Below are 20,922 nucleotides of genomic sequence, written 5' to 3'. Positions count from 1 at the left end.
ACAAAAACAGCAAGACGAAAAAAAATAATTCAATATCATGAAGATAGTTATTTCTTTTTTTCTTAAGTTTCCCAAAATAAAATTAATTACTCATTAAATTTAAGCAATATCACTTATGGATATGTCAAAATTCAATCTACTAATTTAGCAAAATGCGAGAAATAGTAAAAAAACGCTTAAGATTAATCTCAAATTTAATATTCTCTAAGCAATTCGACATTCTTAAATCAAATAAAACATCCCCGTTTTAATTTAATAAAACAGGGATGAGTATAAATGCAGATAATTACCAACAGAGCGACATCAATTAACGCGCACGCCCCAAACTGCCTCGACGACATAAATCACGACGAATACGTGTAATTCCTGCTTGCGGTTTTTGTTCTTCTTCAAGACTCGCAAGAACAAGTTCTAACACACGTTCTGCAATATCACGATGTCGTTGAGCGACAGATAAAACAGGACATTCAAGGAAATCCAATAACTCATGATCACCAAAAGTCGCAATAACCAATTGTGTTGGTAAACGACCACTACGTTGTAATGTCACATCCATAACCCCTTGTAATAAAGCGAAAGAGGTAGTGAATAACGCATCAGGCATTGGATTGTTATTTAACCATTCAGAAAAAGCAGCCGCAGCAGCTTCTCGTTCATAGCTATTTGCATATAGGTAGGTGACTTCTCTAGGATCATCTTTCCATACATTACGGAAACCTTGTTCACGTAAAAAACTCACAGAGAGTTCAGGAAGTGCGCCTAAATAGAGTACAGATTGCGAAGGGAATGCTTTTAATTCTGTTGCCAGCATTTTGGCATCTTCTAAGTCATCGCCAACAACACTGATAAAATGCTCACTTTCTAATGCTCGGTCTAACGCAATAATCGGTAATGAGCGATTTGCCCAACGCTGATAGAAAGGATGCTCTGGTGGCAATGCTGTTGAAACAATAATGGCATCAACTTGACGTTGCAGTAAGTGCTCAACACAACGAATTTCGTTGTCTGGCTGGTCTTCTGAACAGGCAATCAGTAATTGATAACCGCGTTGACGCGCTTGTCGTTCAAGGTAATTTGCGATCCTGGTATAACTGGTATTTTCCAAATCAGGAATAACCAAACCAATAGAACGCGTACGACCAGCACGTAATCCCGCGGCAACAGCGTTCGGGTGGTAATTATGCTCTCTGACCACCGCCATCACTTTTTCAACAGTCTTGTCACTTACACGGTACTGTTTCGCTTTACCATTAATGACATAACTTGCTGTTGTTCGTGAAACACCAGCCAAGCGGGCGATTTCATCCAGTTTCACATTAGCCTCTTTTAATTATTAAATGTGTTATTTATTACATATTGCTATGAATTTCAGTCATCATGCTGATCTGAGTTTGCATTTTAACACAATTTACTGATAAAACCGTATGCGTCAACGTTTCCGTTTATGTCTTTTATCAATTATTTCAATCATTATTATCTATCAATAAGTAATTTCAAAAGAAAAAAGCACCATTTAGGTGCTTTTTCATCAATTAAAATTAATCTTGATACATTAATTCGATTTCATTTCGATAGCGTTCAAAAATAATTTTACGGCGAAGTTTCAATGTTGGTGTTAATTCACCCGATTCCATAGAAAAGCCTTCAGCAAGAAGAGTAAAGCGCTTAACTTGATGAAAACTTGCAAAGTTTTTTTGCATTTCACGTAAACGTTCATCAAATAGCTCTTTAATTTTAGTATGGCGTAATAATTCCATACGATCTTGATATTTTAGATTTAATGCACGCGCGTGTTCTTCTAATGCATCAAAGCAAGGTACGATAAGTGCAGAAACAAATTTGCGTGTATCTGCGATCACCGCAATATGCTCAATAAAGCGGTCTTGCCCTAATGTTCCTTCGATCATTTGTGGTGCAATGTATTTACCATTTGACGTTTTCATTAAATCTTTTAAACGTTCAGTGATAAATAACATGCCATCACTATCAAGTGCACCAGCATCTCCGGTACGTAACCATCCATCTTCTGTAAAGGCATCCGCCGTATCTTCAGGCTTATTGAAATACCCTTTCATGACAATGCTGCCACGTACTTGGATTTCGTTTTCTGCGCCAATACGCACTTCGACGCCCGGCAATGGGGTGCCAATAGAACCTAATTTATATTTGTTCTCTTCCCAGCATGAAACTGTGGCGCAGGTTTCTGTCATACCATAGCCATATTTAATATTGATACCAGTAGCCAAGAAGAAGCGGATCACAGCATCATCTAAACGCGCTCCTGCCGCAGGTAAAAAGCGAACTCGCCCACCTAAAATTTGACGCACTGGACTTAACACTTTTTTATCTGCAAAACGATAACATAAGCGGGAAATAAAGCCCTGTTGACGTTGATTTAGTTGTGCTTCACGCTGTTTTTCACCCTGCTTTATCGCCCATTTAAAGATAAATTGACGAAACACTGAAGCTTGAGACACTTTATCTTGAATAGCGCTATACACTTTCTCATAAAAGCGAGGAACGGCGCACATCACGGTAGGTTTAACCGCACTCATTGCCTCTCTGACAGCATGAGTGTCAGTCAAATACACGTTAACCGCACCTGTATGCATCACATAGAAGCTCCACGCACGTTCAAAAACGTGAGAAAGAGGTAAGAAACAGAGAGAAACATCTTTATCAGATAATGAGAGACGCTCATCATGTAGATAAAGTTGTGATGCTAGACTTGTATAGTCAAGCATAACGCCTTTAGGTTCACCTGTGGTTCCTGATGTATAAATCAGAGTAAACAGATCATCTAAATTGCATTCATTAATACGCTGTTTTAACACGTCATCATGCTGAAATGTTGACTGGTTAATTAAATTTTCCAGATAGCATGAAGGTATATTTTCGTTTAACACAACATCAGAGTTAAACACAATAATATGTTCAAGCTGAGGACATAACGCTAATAATTCAGAAACAATATCGTATTGCTTTTGGTCGCCAACAAAAAGAATACGAATATTCGCATCATTTAAAATGTAAGCGGCTTGTTCAACACTACTTGTTGCATAAAGAGGAACAGTTACTGCGCGTAGCTGCAAAGAAGCAATATCAGCTAAAGACCAATCAATGGTATTTTGAGAAAAGATCCCAATATTTTCTTGAATATCCACACCCATTTCTAACAATGCATTTGAGAGCGCGCGTGTTTTCTTTTCAACCAACTCCCAAGACATTTCGATATTGCGCTTAGCATCCCACTGACGATAAGCAATTTTATTCCCGCTGTGCAAAAATTGCATCTGCAATCTTCTAATTATATGATAATCATGAAGATTATTATTAGTTATCATAATTTTCCTGCTATTTATGGAAAAGCGACCGTGTTATGAAACCGAAATGGAGAAAATGTCTCCCTTACAATTTCAGCTTACACATGTTCGCTGACTCGAATAAAAGTCTAAGTGATCCACCAAAATAAAGGAATTCAATTTTACATAAATTTGTAAAATTGTGAGTTATGAAAAGTTTTGTCAAAAAAGGCTATCTCATCATCGTGAGAAAACTAAATATGATGATCTTATTTTTTATGGAAAGCCGAAAAGAAAAGCTGATAAATAACAATAGGTAATTGTTATAACTTAATCAATGACAATATAGAGAGGAGAATATTAGTGAAAAAAAATAGGTTTAGCACAGTATAATACAAATAAGAGTCATTATTACAAAGAAAGGGCAAAAATAGTGACAGCAATCCAATTTAGTTTACCTAACTGCATAAACGCCATTTTGGTCATTAGCCGAATAGCTAACGTTATCTGCCACTATTTCTGCATAATTAGTAAAAAAAACTAATTATGAGCAAAAACACTCTATTTTTGACAAACTTCACTTAATAAATTTTTCATCCATAAGTGGCCTTTATCACGCGCTGTTGACTCATGCCAAATCAAGTAACATGGACGCTCTGTTTTTTCCCAAGGTAACGACACAGCTTTAATATCTAATTGCTCAGAATAACTTTCAACTAACCATCTTGGTGCAATAGCGACCAAATAAGTTCTAGATACAATATTTAATACACTATTTAAATCGGTTCCTTGATAAGTGATTAAATCTTCCAAATGAGTATCTTTATAATAAGGCGCACTAAATGAACCAATATCATCTAAAGAAACAATGGAATGTTGCTCATTTAATAACATCTCTTGGGTCACACTCTCTTTAATACGAGGATGTTTATTAGAAACGACTAAAACAACTTCGTCATTAAATAGTGGTTGTGAATGAAATTCAGTCTTTTCAAATTCCTTATAGCTAATAAAGAACTCAACTTCTTGATATTTTAATTGGTGTTCTATATTGCTATTTAAATAAGACTTAATATTAACGTTAATATTAGGTGTTTCATTTTTAATTTGTTCAACTATTTTGGGTGCTAGTTTTATATCTAGAGGACTACAAATAGATAAATTAAATATACGCTCACTTTGTTCTGGTTCAAATCCTGCTCCAGGAAGCTCGTTATGAACCAATTGTAAGGCTTGTCTTACTGGGCCAAAAAGTTGTTTAGCTCTTAATGTAGGTTGAATACCGCGTCCATAGCGAACAAATAATTCGTCATTAAACATAACTTTAAGGCGAGATACAGCATTACTCACTGCGGGTTGTGACATGCCCAGTACTTGCGCAGCACGGGTAACATTTTGCATTTGCATAACAGCATCAAATACCGTTAATAAATTAAGATCAACATTACGTAAATGCATATCTGCTGATTCTCTGCTGGTAACTGTTGCTGATGTGTAATCCGTCATTTCTTACTCCACTATGTTATCATAATAGTCAAATAAACATTATTAACTAATATATTATTAATAATAAATAAGCTTTAACTATTACTTAAACTATTTATTAAAATTTATTATTCATCATCCATGTATATAACTAAAAACATAATTTTCATATCAATAAAAAAACATATTTCATATAAGAAATTAATTTTGACATTAAAATTACATGTATAGAAAATGATTATATCAATATATATTACAACCTGTTTTACCTTCTGCCTTGCAAATAATAAAACAAAGTATGATAAAAATCATAATAAAATAATGTACTTTCATTCCTAAAATAGGTATCCGATATCTATTATTTTTTATAATACAATGATTTTTATTCTTACATTCAAAACGTTGCTCACATTTGTCAATTATTCCTCCCCTAACCCCCTCTTTTTCCCCTACCCACTGGCTGATTAAAAAAAAAGCAAACAATTGTTTAATTTTTCATTTCACTCTTTTTCAAACAACGTATGGAACATTAACCCAATCAATGAATGCTTGATAGTTATAATCATTAGTAAAAATTTAGATATTAGCCAGAATCACTATGAAAAATTTATAAATAACACTGACAAATGAATTAATAAATTCCAACACTTGACATCTTTATTGGTATTAGGTATCAATAAATACAGATTATTGAGAACTTATCTAAGGATGTTTCATGTCAAACGCAATTTTACTATCAAGCCTACTACTACTCGCAACTTTTATGCGCGGTCGGCTTATGGGTAAAAAGTGAAACACACCTGCCCTTAGAGAGAAAACCCGCGCTAGTCGCGGGTTTTTTTATACCTGGGAGAGCGCAAACAGCAAATAAAAAGAGAAAGGAACAGATTATGAGCCATGACGTGATTATTTTTGATACCACATTGAGAGATGGTGAACAAGCATTGCAGGCGAGCTTAAGCGTAAAAGAGAAGTTACAAATTGCTTACGCTTTAGAGCGTTTAGGTGTGGATATCATTGAAGCGGGCTTTCCTGTTTCTTCTCCCGGTGATTTTGAATCCGTACAAACCATTGCACGTGAAATCAAAAATAGCCGTATTTGTGCATTAGCACGCTGCGTTGATAACGATATTGATGTTGCAGCAGAGTCTTTAAAAGTCGCAGAAGCTTTTCGTATCCACGTGTTCTTGGCAACCTCGGCATTGCATGCTGAACATAAATTGAAGAAATCATTCGAAGATATTATTGAAATGGGCGTGAACTCAATAAAACGAGCTCGTCGCTATACCGATGATGTGGAATTTTCTTGCGAGGATGCGGGACGTACTCATATCGATAATTTATGTCGAATTGTTGAAAGCGCAATTAATGCTGGTGCAACCACCATTAATATTCCAGACACCGTAGGCTATACAACGCCTTATCAGTTTGGTGGCATTATCACCAACTTGTTTGAGCGTGTTCCCAATATTGATAAAGCTATTATTTCTGTTCACTGTCATGACGATTTGGGCATGGCGGTCGCTAACTCAATTACCGCAGTACAAGCGGGTGCAAGACAAGTCGAAGGGACAATTAATGGCTTAGGCGAACGTGCAGGTAACTGCGCATTAGAAGAAGTCATTATGGCGATAAAAGTCCGTGAGCAAATGATGAATGTTCAGACACGGATTAATCACAAAGAAATTTATCGCACCAGCCAATTAGTCAGCCAATTATGTAATACGCCAATTCATGCTAATAAATCTGTTGTTGGCCCCAATGCATTCGCGCATTCATCGGGTATTCACCAAGATGGCGTTTTGAAGAACCGCGAAACCTACGAAATCATGACTCCAGAATCTATCGGATTAAAAGAAGTGCAGCTGAATTTAACTTCTCGCTCAGGTCGTGCGGCAGTTAAACATCGTATGGAAGAGATGGGTTATCGTGAAACAGATTATAACTTGGATACTTTATATTCTGCCTTCTTACGTTTGGCTGATAAAAAAGGCCAAGTCTTTGATTACGATTTGGAAGCTTTAGCATTTATGGGACAACAGCAACAAGAGCCTGATGAGTTTGTAATGAATTATTTTAATACTCAATCGGGTTCATCAACCGTTGCTACCGCGAGTGTCAGCATTACTCATGGTGATAAAGAAATTACTGAAGCAGCAACGGGTAATGGTCCCGTCGATGCGGTTTATCAAGCCATCTCTCGCGCAACAGGTTATCCGTTGAAATTAGTCACTTACCAATTAACAGCTAAAGGTGAAGGCAGAGACGCCTTAGGGCAAGTTGATATCGTCGTTGAATATCAAGGACGTAAATTTCATGGAATGGGTTTAGAAACTGACATCGTAGGTTCATCAGCAAATGCCATGATCCACGTTATTAATAGCATTTGGCGCTCAGAGCAAGTCGAAATAGAAAAACGCAAACAACACACAACACAAGAAGCGGTTTAATTATGTCAAAAAATTATCATATTGCAGTATTACCCGGAGATGGTATTGGCCCTGAAGTCATGGCTCAAGCACAAAAAGTGATGAAGGCAGTTAGTGAGCGCTTCTCACTCAATATCACAACAAAAGAATACGATATCGGTGGCATTGCCATTGATAATCATGGTACTCCGTTACCCGCAGATACTTTAGTAGGTTGTGAACAAGCTGATGCGATTTTATTTGGTTCAGTCGGTGGTCCTAAATGGGAACATTTACCTGCAAATGAACAGCCAGAACGTGGTGCTTTATTACCATTACGTAAGCATTTTAAATTGTTCTGCAATTTACGCCCAGCTCGCTTATATGAAGGTTTAGAAGCCTACTGCCCATTACGAGCCGATATTGCACAACGTGGTTTTGATATTTTATGTGTACGTGAATTAACAGGCGGTATCTATTTCGGTCAACCTAAAGGTCGTGAAGGTGAAGGTGCACAAGAGCGTGCTTTTGATACTGAAATTTATCATCGTTATGAAATTGAACGTATTGCACGCTTTGCGTTTGAATCAGCACGTAAACGCCGTCATAAAGTAACCTCAATTGATAAAGCTAACGTATTACAAAGCTCTATTTTATGGCGTGAAGTGGTAACAGGGATCGCAAAAGAATACCCAGATGTTGAAATTCAGCATATGTATATCGATAACGCAACAATGCAGTTAATTAAAGATCCTTCTCAGTTTGATGTGTTGCTGTGCTCCAATATTTTTGGCGATATTTTATCTGATGAATGCGCAATGATCACTGGCTCTATGGGAATGTTGCCATCTGCCAGTGTTAACGAAGAACGCTTTGGCTTATATGAACCAGCTGGAGGTTCAGCTCCTGATATAGCAGGTAAAAACATTGCTAACCCTATTGCACAAATTCTGTCTGCCGCACTGTTATTACGTTATAGCTTTAATGAAGATAATGCAGCTCAAGCCATTGAAGATGCTATCACACAAGTGTTAGCAAAAGGCTATCGCACCGCAGATTTAGCGGGTGATGGTAACGCAATCACAACCGCCGAAATGGGTGATCGTATCGCTCAATATATTCGTGAAGGGGCATAACATGGGTAAAACATTATATCAAAAAATTTATGATGCACATGTTGTCAGAGAAGTGAGTGATGAAACACCCATTCTGTATATCGACCGGCATTTAGTGCATGAAGTGACATCGCCTCAAGCCTTTGATGGATTAAGGACAAAAGGTCGCCCTATTCGTCAACCGAATAAAACCTTTGCAACGATGGATCACAACGTATCAACACAAACTAAAGATATTAATGCTTGTGGTGATATGGCAAGAATTCAAATGCAAGAGTTGATGAAAAACTGCCAAGAATTTGGTGTCACGTTGTATGACTTAAATCATCCTTATCAAGGAATTGTTCACGTAATGGGGCCAGAACAAGGCATAACCTTACCGGGAATGACTATTGTTTGCGGTGATTCACATACAGCAACTCATGGCGCTTTTGGTTCATTAGCTTTTGGGATTGGTACTTCAGAAGTTGAACATGTTTTAGCAACTCAGACCTTAAAACAGTCTCGTGCTAAAACATTAAAAATCGAAGTTCAGGGTAAAACAGCCATTGGGATCACGGCAAAAGATATCGTATTAGCCATTATCGGCAAATTAGGTAGTGCGGGGGGTACAGGCTATATCGTTGAATTTGCAGGTGAAGCCATTGAAGCCTTAAGCATGGAAGGTCGAATGACCTTATGTAACATGGCAATTGAGATGGGAGCTAAAGCAGGTTTAGTCGCACCTGATGACACCACTTTTGACTACTTAAAAGGGCGTCAATTTGCGCCTAAAGATCAGTCATGGGATGAAGCCGTCACTTATTGGAGAACCTTAAAATCTGATGATGATGCAATCTTTGATGCCACAGTGACTATCAATGCTGCCGATATCGCACCACAAGTCACATGGGGAACCAACCCAGGCCAAGTCATTGCGATTGACCAAATTGTTCCATTATTAAACAGTTTTAACGATCCTGTTGAACGTGCCTCTGCTGAAAAAGCCTTGGCTTATATGGGATTAAGTGAAGGCGTTAACTTAACAGATGTCGCTATCGACAAAGTCTTTATTGGCTCTTGTACAAATTCTCGTATTGAAGATTTACGTGCTGCCGCTGAAATAGCCAAAGGTCATAAAGTCGCCTCTCATGTTCAAGCGATTGTTGTTCCGGGTTCAGGGCCGGTTAAAGCCCAAGCGGAAGCGGAAGGCTTAGATAAAATCTTTATTGAAGCAGGTTTTGAATGGCGCTTACCGGGTTGTTCAATGTGTTTGGCCATGAATAACGACCGATTAAATCCAGGCGAACGCTGTGCATCTACCAGCAACCGTAACTTTGAAGGCCGCCAAGGTCGTGGAGGTCGAACACACTTAGTTAGTCCTGCAATGGCGGCAGCTGCTGCTATTAATGGTCATTTTGCAGATATTCGTACATTTGCAGTGGCATCTTAAAGGAGAACACAATGAATAAATTTACTCAACACACGGGTATTGCGGTTCCTTTAGATGCAGCAAATGTGGATACCGACGCCATTATTCCTAAGCAATTTTTGCAGAAAGTGACGCGTACTGGTTTTGGTAAACACCTGTTTCATGATTGGCGTTTTTTGGATGACGAAGGCACTCAGCCTGATCCTACATTTATTTTAAATCAGCCAATTTACCAAGGCGCTTCTATTTTATTAGCACGAGAAAACTTTGGTTGTGGATCATCTCGTGAACACGCACCTTGGGCATTAACTGATTATGGTTTTCACGCCGTTATCGCACCCAGCTTTGCTGATATTTTTTACGGAAATTCATTTAACAATCAATTATTACCCATCAAATTAAGTGATGATGAAATCTCACAATTATTTGATTGGGTAAAAGAACATGCTGGTACACCAATTACCGTAGATTTAGTGGCACAAGAGGTTAGAGCGGGTGAATTACATTTCTCTTTTGAAATCGACTCATTTCGCCGTCACTGCATGATTGAAGGATTAGACAGCATTGGATTAACGCTGCAACACCAAGATGATATTAGTGCTTACGAGGCAAAACAACCCACCTTTATGCGCTAACTACAGTAATTTTTTCACCTTCTTCTACTTTCTGTGATGTTTACTTTGTCATTCTTGCCGTAAATTCATTTACGGCTTTTTTTTGCTCAAATAAAAAAGCCAGTGATCCGTATCACTGGCCGGTAATCACCGAATGCTCAAATGGGGGAGTCTGTCAGTATTCGTAATTTGTGATAACTAACATGAGAGCTAACTTTAAACACAGGCATTATCGGTCTAATATAAGGAAATTAAAATTGATCACTTTATCAAGGGATTTCCTCTTTTATGACCTCACCCCGCTTAGAGTTACAATTTATTCGCTTATGGCAAGCCTTTCAGGGAAAAGCAACCGAAACAACGTTACAAGAATTAGCACAAACCCTGCATTGCACACGTCGTCATGTCCGCTCTTTATTAAATAAAATGCAAGAAATAGGTTGGATAAATTGGCAAGCAGAAGTCGGTCGAGGTAAAAAATCCACGCTTATTTTTCATTCTAATGCACTTGAGATCCAACAAAATCGCGCCGAAAGACTAATAGAAGATAATGATATTGAAAAGCTTGTAGCACTAATGGGTGATAAAGATTCTGTACGCCAAATGGTGCTCTCACAAATTGAAAAAAGCTTTCATCCCGGTCAACAATTACTACGTATTATTTACTACCGTCCCTTTAAAAATTTATTACCAGGAACACCATTAAGGCGCTCTGAATTGCATTTAATGAGCCAAATATTCAATTCGTTGGTGCATCTAAAAGAGGAAAATGGGGAAGTAGAAGCGGAATTAGCTCATCATTGGCAAATGCTCACAGAGCAACATTGGCGATTTTATTTACGTCCCTCTATCTATTTTCATCATGGTCGAGAGCTTACACTTGAAGATATCAGCACTTCTTTAATGAGAATGAAACACTGCAATCCTCTTTATGCCCATATAGAACAAATTTCCTCACCTCAACCTTATGTGCTCGACATTTACTTAAGCGAAGCTGATAAGCAATTTGCAACGTTATTAGGGAGTCCACAAGCTGTTATTTTGCCGCAAGAATGGGCATCACTTCCCTCTTTTGCACAACACCCTATTGGCACAGGCGCTTATCAAGTTATCGCTAATGATAAACATAAGCTGCAAATCAAGGCCTTTAATCGCTATTTTGGCTTGCGGGCATTATTAGATGAAATTGATATTTGGGTCGTTCCTGAACTGAATAACAAGATGGTTTGTTCAACTATTCATTTAACGGACGATGATACCAATAAAGATTCATTAGAAAGTCGTAAAGAGGAAGGGTGTTATTTTCTTCTCTATGATAGTCGCTCAAAACTGTGCCAACAGACTGAAATAAGGGAATGGTTAAGCAGTGTATTGACCCCTGTTAATATGCTCACTCATTGTGATCCTTTCTATCAACGTCATTGGTCTCCCGCTTATGGCTTATTACTTCATTGGCATCACAGTAAATTAATACGCCAACATCCTAAACCAGCTTCATTAACAAAACTCACTGTCACGCTTTATAAAGAGCATCATGAATACAGTACTATTGCAGACTTAATAGAAAGTATTTTATCTCAGTATGATATTGAACTAACCATTCAAGTACTTGATTATGAACAATGGTATTACGGTGAAGCTAATAGTGATATTTGGTTAGCGACAGTGAATTTTTATAAGCCTTTAGAGTTCTCAATTTTTGCTGCACTTTATGAATTACCCCTCTTTCACCAATGTTTGGGAGCATCGTTCTCACAAGAGCTCACATTATGGCATCAAAAATCTTTGCCACTTGAAGAGTGGTGTCGCCAGCTAACACAAGATATTTGGCTTTACCCTCTATTTCACCATTTATTAGAGCTACAAGGGCAGAGAACCATACGAGGTGTCAAAATGAATACTTTTGGCTGGTTTGATTTTAAATCAGCGTGGTTTACACCTGATATCGATACACCAAGATTAAAATAGGTTATCGTCTCTTTTCAGCATACGGATTAGCCATTATTTGCGTTAATTCACAGAAACCTTGAAAGTTATAAACACCCACATAAATGCTTAGGGGATTTATTCACTTTTTCTGTGGATATCTATGTGAAAAAGAGTGAGATAATCAGGGTATAGTTTTTATATTGTTAGAAAGGCTGTTGATATAAATTTTAAAATATCACTTATAATTCAAATTAATAGCTATATTTCAATGCCTATTTCAGCGATTGGATAAAACAATTAAAATACTCTCCTGCTTAAATCGCACAAAAAATAACCACAGGGTGTTTTATCCACAGGTTATGCCGATTAGTTAGACAAAATAGGATAATTTTGGCAAATATCTGCAAAAGTCAAGGCTGTAAATCAGAACAGTGATCTCACTTTCTGTGAGTTATCCCATAAAGCTGTGGATAACCTAGTGCAAAAGCCTGTTTATGATTTCAGGATAACCGTGCACAACTTAGAATTATAAATTTCAATTGGCGAGTTAACTCAAAAAAATGATGATATATCATGCTATTATGATTTAAATGAAATAAAGCTAAATACGTTATCAATAACCTGTTTTTTCTGTCTATTATTTATACAAGAAGATAATAACTATGTTTACGCCACCAGTAGCGCCCGAAAATGAGCAAGTTTTATTCGAACGAGCAAAAGCGCTTGCAGGTTATACTTTTGGTGAACTTGCCTCTTTTGCACAACTTCCTATACCAATTGATCTTAAAAGAGATAAAGGCTGGGTAGGTATGTTGTTGGAATATTATTTAGGTGCAAGTGCAGGTAGCAAACCTGAGCAAGACTTCAGTGAGTTGGGCATTGAACTCAAAACAATTCCAATTGATAGATTAGGTATGCCTTTGGAAACAACTTTTGTCTGTGTCGCAGCATTAACCGGAAACAGCGGTATTACATGGGAAAATAGCCATGTAAAACGTAAACTCTCAAAAGTATTATGGGTGCCTGTTGAAGGAGAAAGGGAAATACCATTAGCACAACGTCGCGTCGCCTCTCCATTACTTTGGAGCCCTAATAGGACGGAAGAAGAATTATTACGTCATGATTGGGAAGAGCTAATGGATATGATTGTGTTGGGTAAAGTAGAAAGCATTACCGCACGCCACGGACAAGTCTTACAAATCCGTCCTAAAGCAGCTAACAGCAAGGCATTAACCGAAGCCATTGGTGAAAATGGACAACGTATTATGACATTACCCAGAGGCTTTTATTTAAAAAAGAATTTTACCGCTCCACTGCTTGCTCGTTATTTTCAGCTTTAACGTTATCGTAGTTAAGATATTTGTTATCTGTGAAACAGCCCCAAATCAAATTGGAGCTGTTTTTTTAAGTTATGGCATCTCAATGATTAAAAAAAATCACAACTGTTTTTCCACTAATGCCAAAGGCGACCATGTCGATAACGACATAGTTTCATGATTGTTTACGACAGTAAATTGTTGCTGATTGAATATTGCCATATCTTGGATAATATTTGCCACCCCTTGTAATGATAACTCTGAGGATGTTTCAGTAACCGAAATAACCGGTTTCTGTTCTTTTTCATTAACCTCATTTACTGCCACTTTTACATTTAGTGTAAATTGCTTATCTTGAGTTTGATATTGTGTATTATTACCCACTTGAGATGAAATCAATGTTTCATTTTCCGTCAATCCAGTCACTAAAATATGACTGTTTTTTCCTTCATCATAAACCGTCACATGACCTTGTCGCTTTTGCACCACATATACATTGCTACCTTCACCGCCACTCAGATAATCATGACCAAATTGAGAAATTAACAGATCGTTGCCTTCACCTCCGCTCAAGCGATCATTACCTTCTCCAGCAATTAAAATATGATGCCCTTTATTGACAAGAATATTATCATTACCTTTTCCACCATCAATAACTGAGCTTATATTATTATGATTAATAACAATATCATTCCCATCATTCAGTTCAAGAATAGGCAATAAATCAATGAGTTCTTTTGGTTTATCTGCAAGTGCTGCTGATAATGGAGTTGAATAAGGCACTACTGAATTAACACCATAGGCAGATAATGCTTCTTTATTTAAAATAAGTGATTCAGGGATCACTAATAAATCATCATTATTACTTATATTTAAATTCAAATTAACTACAGGCATTAGCAAATTTGAATAGCTATCTTTAGTTGGTAATGTAAAAACAATATTATCTTTATCTATTAATCGAATACTTACGTTTGTATCGACGATTTTATTTAATAGCTCTGAATCGAAAGATAGCGTTAAATAATCATCAGGAAGATAGCGATGAGATAAAAGGCCATCTTTAAATGTTAAATCAAAACCACTTATATCTGTTAAAAAGAAATGGCTCACATCAGCATCAGTTAGTTTATCGATATAGTCAGATAGTGAGATATTTACCCTTTCATTGTTATTGTTTGTTAAAAATGTTTTTATTTGATAACTGTCATTTCCCTGACTTAATTTAATGTATGAGTTAGCCTCAATACCAAAATAATGATTATTTTGGTTATTCCCGTGAATACCAAATCGTAAATTTGTTCCAGATGAGAAACCACTATATTTAAACTCTGGCAATAATTTTATATTTCGACTCTGACTTTTAAAAGCAGTCACAACTAAATTATCATACTCATTAATATAAAAATCTTTAATTGCTAATTTTGATTCATTATATTTTTCTAAATAACTAAACTTGTATAATACCTTATCTTTAGTACTTTCATCCAACGTGAGTGTAAAACCATCTTGAGTTATTAATGTATAACGATGTGAATGCGTATTATTTACTGAATCATCATAAACATTTTTCAATGTCACAGAATGATAAATATATTTTCCCTCCTGATTTTCATTATTAATTTTAAAATCAAAAATAATATCTTTTTTATTACGTTTTATTGATGTTATCTCATCAAAACAATAATTAAACCTTACAACACTAGATCCGAAATTATTAGTTTCATTAATTATAGTTTCAAATAATTTATTATAACTCTGTTCTAAAGAAGAACGTAAAATAACATAGCTATCATTGCCCTCCCCCCCTTCAGCATAACCTTCATTTAATACAAGTGTATCATTTCCCCCTTTACCATATAAATGATCAACACTACCAGCACCATTTAAATAATTATCCTCTTCATTACCCAAAATATAATCATCACCTGTTTTACTGCCAATAACATTTTCAATACTGTCTAAATACGCAATGACTTGCTGATCTTGTAACTCTATATTAGGCATTGTATCAATGAGTTTTTTCGAATAAAAACGCCCTTCACTTTGATAAAGATAAAGTTTTGAATGAAAACTTTGGCTATTAGTTTTATCTTCTGAGTTTTGAAATTTAACGTAATTATGTTGTAAATCGACTTTATAACCCGTGTATTTACCTGTAGTTTTTATCAGGCGAAGTGTATCATTTCCTTCTCTACCATAAAAACGACTCGCATAATAAGGTGACTCTGATGTAAAGACATTAAATACATCATCTTTTTCACCACCACTTAATCGCTTAGTGCCATTATAAATATCGAATGTATTTTGAGTTATTGAGGGTGCTGCAATAATATCATTACCATTATGTGTGTTAAAATAAAGCACTGCATTTTCATGCCAATCCGAAGTATAGTATTTTTCAATATTATTAGTTTTTATTAATCCATTCTCTAATTTACTTTCTCCTAATTTATTAATTACATATTCTTTAGTCGTTTTACTATTCTTAAAAAAATCTTCATCCACTATCTCGCCAAAAATAGCATCTTCGTCGTCAGAAGCAATTTTTATTGTATATCGGTTTAACTCATTAATATAAAAATCCATATCAAAAATAAGTTTTTCATCTGTGGCAATCGCTTCTTTAGGTAAATAATATTTATAGGCTGTTTTTTTCGCACGCAGATTAGGATGAAGCGCTGACATTTCTTCAGCTTCTTTTTGGCTCATATTTTGTGCTATTCGCTGAGAAATAAAATCTTTTGAAGGTATTAAAATAGAATCGACTGTTTCTTCTATTAATGTAGAAATAACTTTATAATAATAATGTTCTTGATAAATCTGTTTTTCATTTGTATAAAAATAGCTACTATTTGGGCTCTGTTCTTTTATTTCTTCATAATGAGTTAACGCTTTTTTATCAATCATCTCTTCAAGTTGATTTTCGGTGTCTAAATATATTATCTCATTTTTCTTATCTGGCATAATATCGCCCATAAGAAAGGCATGAAAACCATTATTTAATTCCTCCATAGGTGTAAAATTGACTTGTTTTTTTGCCTCTTCAATTAATCTTACTGCATTATAAATTGAAGTTGCCAATGCAATCAAAGTACTCGCGACAATACCAATAGGTCCTGCAATTGTTGAACCTGCAAGTATAGCTATAGAAATGCCTACAGTAACAAGCCCTGAAACAATCGCGAATGAACCATTAACGATATAATCAATTTTTCTCTTTTCATCAGTCTCACCTGAAATACGGCTGAAATTATCATAAGCATGATAAATATCAAATCCAACTGAAAGCACATTAAGCGCAATCCCTACTCGCGTGCTTATCTTACTCACATATTCCAAAGGGTTGTGTCGATATCGCAATAATCCTTTTGCTATTGCAATTTCAATTATTTCAGAAACCCCATTAAATGCCATTTCAGACCACATTAAGGACAAGTCAGTAATGATTTCTTTTCGTTGTTGTAAAGATATATTTGGGTTATTGAGTTGTTCTGCTAAAGAAAAAGTATTATTAACAGACTGCCACATGGAATAACCAATATTAGCATAACCTACCTTACTCAATATTTTCATATGTCTAGGTATTTTTAATGAAGGTTTTCTGATGCTCTCCCAATAATGCTCATCAAATGGGACTTTTTCTAATTCTAAAATTTTAACTAATCGTTCATAACTTGCAAGATAATCAATACGCTCAGCATTAATTGAAATTAATTTTTTTATATTCTCTTCTTTATTATTTAATAAGCTTCTAATAATAGAAATAGCTGTTTTATCATCATCTGTTCCCGAAGCACATAAGAAATAATCATTTAGCTTATCCGCATCGAATGTAAAATTAGAATAATCATGATTTTTTTCAAAAATATCCGTATGCTCTATTTTTTTATTATTAATTTTCGCACCTAAGCTGATAAGTAGTCTTTTGTCTACTTCGATATCATGGATTTTTATTTTATCCTCTACAATTTCACTATTATTAAGCCCTAAGCTTAATTCAAATAAATTATCAGTTGATTTATTCTCATGTGATCTTTTTTGACTTAATGCTCGTACTTCGTTTATACCAAATGATGATAAAATATCTTTATTACTATTTAATGAGATTAAATAATCAACATCATTAATAGCAATATTATACTCTTGTTCATTTAAAGCTATTTTCAATAAATCAACCGTCAATTTATTTTTATTAGGTTCATTAAAATAATGAGAGAGTAAATCAATTGATGCGTCACTTAAATAATCAATCGATTTTGGTATATCATAAATATTATTTATTAATAATTTAATTCTATTTAAATTATCAGTTATAGTATCGTTTAAATAGTTAAAATCATAGCTGTTTTTCCATGCTTCTAAGGTTATATTTTCATTCACATACTGATTAAACGCTTTACTCATTAATGGATCATAAAGAGCAATATATAATTTATTGAATAATAAGGTGCTATTATCAATAGAGAAAACCTCTGAAATTTCTTTAAAGTATTTATGTATTGCATATTCAACTGAAATTTTGCCTTCGATAATTTTATCTATCACATTTTTAATAGTGACTGATCCTAGTGATTCACCACACCAAGCTCCAAAAATATTATTCAGCTGGAAAGAATTTATCTTTCTTTCCGTTTTTTCGTTAAATGTCGTTCTATACTTATCAATACCAATGCCTTTTAATTCTCCGTCATATAAATCAAAAACGGGCTCTTGATAATTTATTTCATTAGCAATTTCTAATACAACGTAATTTTTATTATTGATAATTTTATTTTTTATTACACGAAGATGTGTTCCCGGTGCAATAATTGCTCTTTCTGAACTACCTGAATGAAGACTTGTTAATGGTTTAGCTCGGTGCTTTCCAACAATAGAAACATACACATTATCAGACGATGTTTTCTTTACTTTTTCAATATTACTAAAGCCATGAAAAATACCATCAAAAGCGAGCAAATTTCCTTTTTCATAATTATTTTTTAAAACATCACTATTTTTAACAGTAAATGATTTATATATTGGTGTATCAATATCAGAATATTTAGATAATAAAGAAAAGACACTAATTAAACTAGTTTCATTCGTTCTATTCAAAAAAAGTCCATCTGTCTTAATCAATGACTCAAGTAATTGATAACCTACTTTTTTAAACCATTGTATATCTCTTATTTTAGAATAAAATTCGATTCTCTCTTTTGTAGATAGAAGATGATTTTTATTAGTCATCTTATTTAAAAGATCATTTTTACGATTATATTCTGATGATAATAAAGTTATTTCATTCCTAGCATTATTATTGAGTTCTATTTTAGACGAAATTGTATTATTTTTAACATAAGAACCTTCATTAAACTTATTAAGTGAAGCGTCATGTTCTAACGTATATTTATCTTTTTTATCTATGCTTAACTTTCGTCCTACTTCATTTTTTGTATCAATAAATGAGGCTGAGATCTTTCGTTTATTTGTAAAATAATTATCATTGATCCCATCGTTCCATTTTTCATTTAAAGGCGCAATATAACCTAAATCAATCATAAATTGCTGAAACTTTGAAAATTCATCTGGTGATTGTAATACAACAGTGCCATTATTATTAATATAAAATAAATCATGTAATGTTTGATTTTTTGAATTAAGGGATTTATCAAATAGTGATTTAGGAACAAAAAAAGTGGCAGGAAAATTATCATGAATTACTGCAAAGGGATTAGCATCATCGGCACCATGATGGACTATTTCCATCCCTATTGATCGCCCCAATGCTGTGTTTAGTTCATTTTTTAGTTCTTTTATTTGCTGACTAATAAACCCTAATTGATGTCCTTCATTTTTTTCATATAATAATTGATTATTGTACAATATTTTTTGCTTATCAGTGAGTTCAGAGTAATTCACACTTTGTTTCCATTCCTCCCAAGATACAGGCATATTAACCCGTGTATTTGTTCCTAAATGGCTATAAGGATAAATCACCGTAAATAGATCATAATCCGCAATCATCGGTTTATTTGATATAGGATCAGCTATCACCAATACAGGTTCTACTTCAAGTCGATTATGGTGTTGAACTAAATAATACTGTTTTCCTTCTATTATTTGTAGTTCTAAAAAGAACTCATGTGTTTTATTATTGTGTATGACTTCAAAAATTAAAGGTGAATCTTTATCATAAGGATAATTGATCACCTTGCTCTCCATCAATTCGTCCACTCTTTCGGTAGAAAGATAAAGCTCACTCACAGATGCAACGCCTGTTTTTATTGCATCTGCTACTGCGTCCTTATATTTCAATAGATCTTTTTGTGCCGATGCTTTAGCCAGTGATTGATCGACAGGAATAAAACCAGCCATAGGTCCCCAATCAGAACTTTTCGCCTTGATAGCTAAACTCTTACTACTATATTCTCCCGATGAAATTAATGAAGTTGAGTTAGTATCGATCGGTCTTACACCAATAATAAGCCCTTTTTCTTCTGCTATCTGAGAAAATATCGCTTGATCTTTAATTGGCATACCTATTTTTACTTCGTTTAACTCCTTTTTTCTATGATTATTATAACCTAATGAATTTAATATCTTATTATTTTCTTTTTTGTTTAATTCTGAAAAGCTATTATATTCTTCTCTATTTGTGAAGCTGATTTTTTTTACTTTTTTATTTTTACTTAATAATTCATTATAGATGAGATTATTGTTATAGTCCTCGTCAGGATTTTCATAAGAGAAATAAATATTTGTATTTATTTCTAAATCTGATGGAAAAATAAATTCATTTTTAGGAAGATAACTACTTAATATAATGCCTTTTATTTCATTATTCTTGGCAAGATTATTTGCATATAATAAAAGCGCATTTTCTCTTTGATCGTTATTTCCATGAATGAAAATATTTTGAGGTAATTGCCCTCTATGCTGTAACCAAAGATGTTCTAATAAATCAGAACCTGCATTTTTGTTTTTTGATACATCAACAATAAATAAATCATATCCAGCCGCATGATATTCATCTACATATCTAAGATAGTTTTTTTCTATTTCATCTGCTTCACTCAGAAGAATAATGACATTTTCGTTAGTGTTCTTTCTTTTATCATTTAATGAATAATATGCATTTATTTTATCATTTCTTACTTTTTTTAAGATATCTGTCTCTGCTTTTATGAGTGTAAATCGATATGATTCATCATTATCTATTAATAATTTATTTTCTTCCATTTTATATTTTCCATTTAAATAATTTATTTATCTGAAAAATAATTGCATTATTTCATTAATGTAAATATAAAAAATAACACACATTAAAATAAGATGTATAATTATAATAAAACGAGTAAGA

General features: G+C 34.5%; 10 protein-coding genes. 6 read left to right on the top strand and 4 right to left on the bottom strand.

The window, feature by feature from the left end:
• Window positions 1-307: 307 nt before the first annotated feature.
• The 3 genes from cra to leuO form a co-directional block, all read right to left on the bottom strand.
• Window positions 308-1,315: a catabolite repressor/activator gene (gene cra, locus ACNART_RS15385; protein ID WP_075670767.1), complete on the bottom strand. Its 1,008-nt coding sequence runs from the start codon at window positions 1,313-1,315 to the stop codon at window positions 308-310.
• Window positions 1,316-1,538: 223 nt separating this feature from the next.
• Window positions 1,539-3,344 (bottom strand): AMP-dependent synthetase/ligase, encoded by a 1,806-nt coding sequence (locus ACNART_RS15380; protein ID WP_196533376.1) that lies wholly within the window; start codon window positions 3,342-3,344, stop codon window positions 1,539-1,541.
• A gap of 519 nt (window positions 3,345-3,863) precedes the next feature.
• The gene (gene leuO / locus ACNART_RS15375) at window positions 3,864-4,808 is read right to left on the bottom strand and encodes a transcriptional regulator LeuO (protein ID WP_109371160.1); all 945 of its coding nucleotides are present in this window, start codon (window positions 4,806-4,808) and stop codon (window positions 3,864-3,866) included.
• A gap of 869 nt (window positions 4,809-5,677) precedes the next feature.
• On the opposite strand from leuO, the gene leuA reads away from it, so the two are divergent.
• From leuA to mutH, 6 genes are all read left to right on the top strand, one after another.
• The gene (gene leuA, locus ACNART_RS15370; RefSeq protein ID WP_368927827.1) at window positions 5,678-7,237 is read left to right on the top strand and encodes a 2-isopropylmalate synthase; all 1,560 of its coding nucleotides are present in this window, start codon (window positions 5,678-5,680) and stop codon (window positions 7,235-7,237) included.
• A 2-nt stretch (window positions 7,238-7,239) separates the two neighbouring features.
• Window positions 7,240-8,331, top strand: coding sequence for a 3-isopropylmalate dehydrogenase (gene leuB, locus ACNART_RS15365; protein ID WP_198620833.1), 1,092 nt, complete (start codon window positions 7,240-7,242; stop codon window positions 8,329-8,331).
• 1 nt (window position 8,332) lies between these two features.
• Window positions 8,333-9,742, top strand: a complete 1,410-nt coding sequence (leuC, locus tag ACNART_RS15360; RefSeq protein WP_368927828.1) for a 3-isopropylmalate dehydratase large subunit — start codon at window positions 8,333-8,335, stop codon at window positions 9,740-9,742.
• A gap of 11 nt (window positions 9,743-9,753) precedes the next feature.
• The gene (gene leuD, locus ACNART_RS15355) at window positions 9,754-10,356 is read left to right on the top strand and encodes a 3-isopropylmalate dehydratase small subunit (RefSeq protein ID WP_198620835.1); all 603 of its coding nucleotides are present in this window, start codon (window positions 9,754-9,756) and stop codon (window positions 10,354-10,356) included.
• Between the two features lie 267 nt (window positions 10,357-10,623).
• Window positions 10,624-12,303, top strand: a complete 1,680-nt coding sequence (gene sgrR, locus ACNART_RS15350; RefSeq protein WP_198620927.1) for an HTH-type transcriptional regulator SgrR — start codon at window positions 10,624-10,626, stop codon at window positions 12,301-12,303.
• A gap of 623 nt (window positions 12,304-12,926) precedes the next feature.
• A complete protein-coding gene (gene mutH / locus ACNART_RS15345; RefSeq protein ID WP_198620926.1) occupies window positions 12,927-13,604 on the top strand; it encodes a DNA mismatch repair endonuclease MutH in 678 nt (225 codons plus the stop codon).
• Between the two features lie 96 nt (window positions 13,605-13,700).
• Here mutH and ACNART_RS15340 read toward each other — a convergent pair whose 3' ends face one another.
• Entirely contained in the window at window positions 13,701-20,801 is a 7,101-nt protein-coding gene (locus ACNART_RS15340; protein ID WP_368927829.1) for an anthrax toxin-like adenylyl cyclase domain-containing protein, read from the bottom strand.
• Window positions 20,802-20,922: the final 121 nt, after the last annotated feature.

The sequence above is a fragment of the Proteus sp. LHD240705 genome (assembly GCF_047921555.1).
GTDB lineage: Bacteria > Pseudomonadota > Gammaproteobacteria > Enterobacterales > Enterobacteriaceae > Proteus.
The sequence above is the reverse complement of the archived record's forward strand: the minus strand, read 5'-3'. Positions and strand labels throughout refer to the sequence as shown.

Bases quoted from the DNA above. Each gene is read 5' to 3' on its own strand.
- sgrR (WP_198620927.1), top strand. From the start codon at position 10,624: ATGACCTCACCCCGCTTAGAGTTACAATTTATTCGCTTATGGCAAGCC.
- leuB (WP_198620833.1), top strand. From the start codon at position 7,240: ATGTCAAAAAATTATCATATTGCAGTATTACCCGGAGATGGTATTGGC.
- leuO (WP_109371160.1), bottom strand. From the start codon at position 4,808: ATGACGGATTACACATCAGCAACAGTTACCAGCAGAGAATCAGCAGAT.
- ACNART_RS15340 (WP_368927829.1), bottom strand. From the start codon at position 20,801: ATGGAAGAAAATAAATTATTAATAGATAATGATGAATCATATCGATTT.
- leuC (WP_368927828.1), top strand. From the start codon at position 8,333: ATGGGTAAAACATTATATCAAAAAATTTATGATGCACATGTTGTCAGA.
- ACNART_RS15380 (WP_196533376.1), bottom strand. From the start codon at position 3,344: ATGATAACTAATAATAATCTTCATGATTATCATATAATTAGAAGATTG.
- leuD (WP_198620835.1), top strand. From the start codon at position 9,754: ATGAATAAATTTACTCAACACACGGGTATTGCGGTTCCTTTAGATGCA.
- mutH (WP_198620926.1), top strand. From the start codon at position 12,927: ATGTTTACGCCACCAGTAGCGCCCGAAAATGAGCAAGTTTTATTCGAA.
- leuA (WP_368927827.1), top strand. From the start codon at position 5,678: ATGAGCCATGACGTGATTATTTTTGATACCACATTGAGAGATGGTGAA.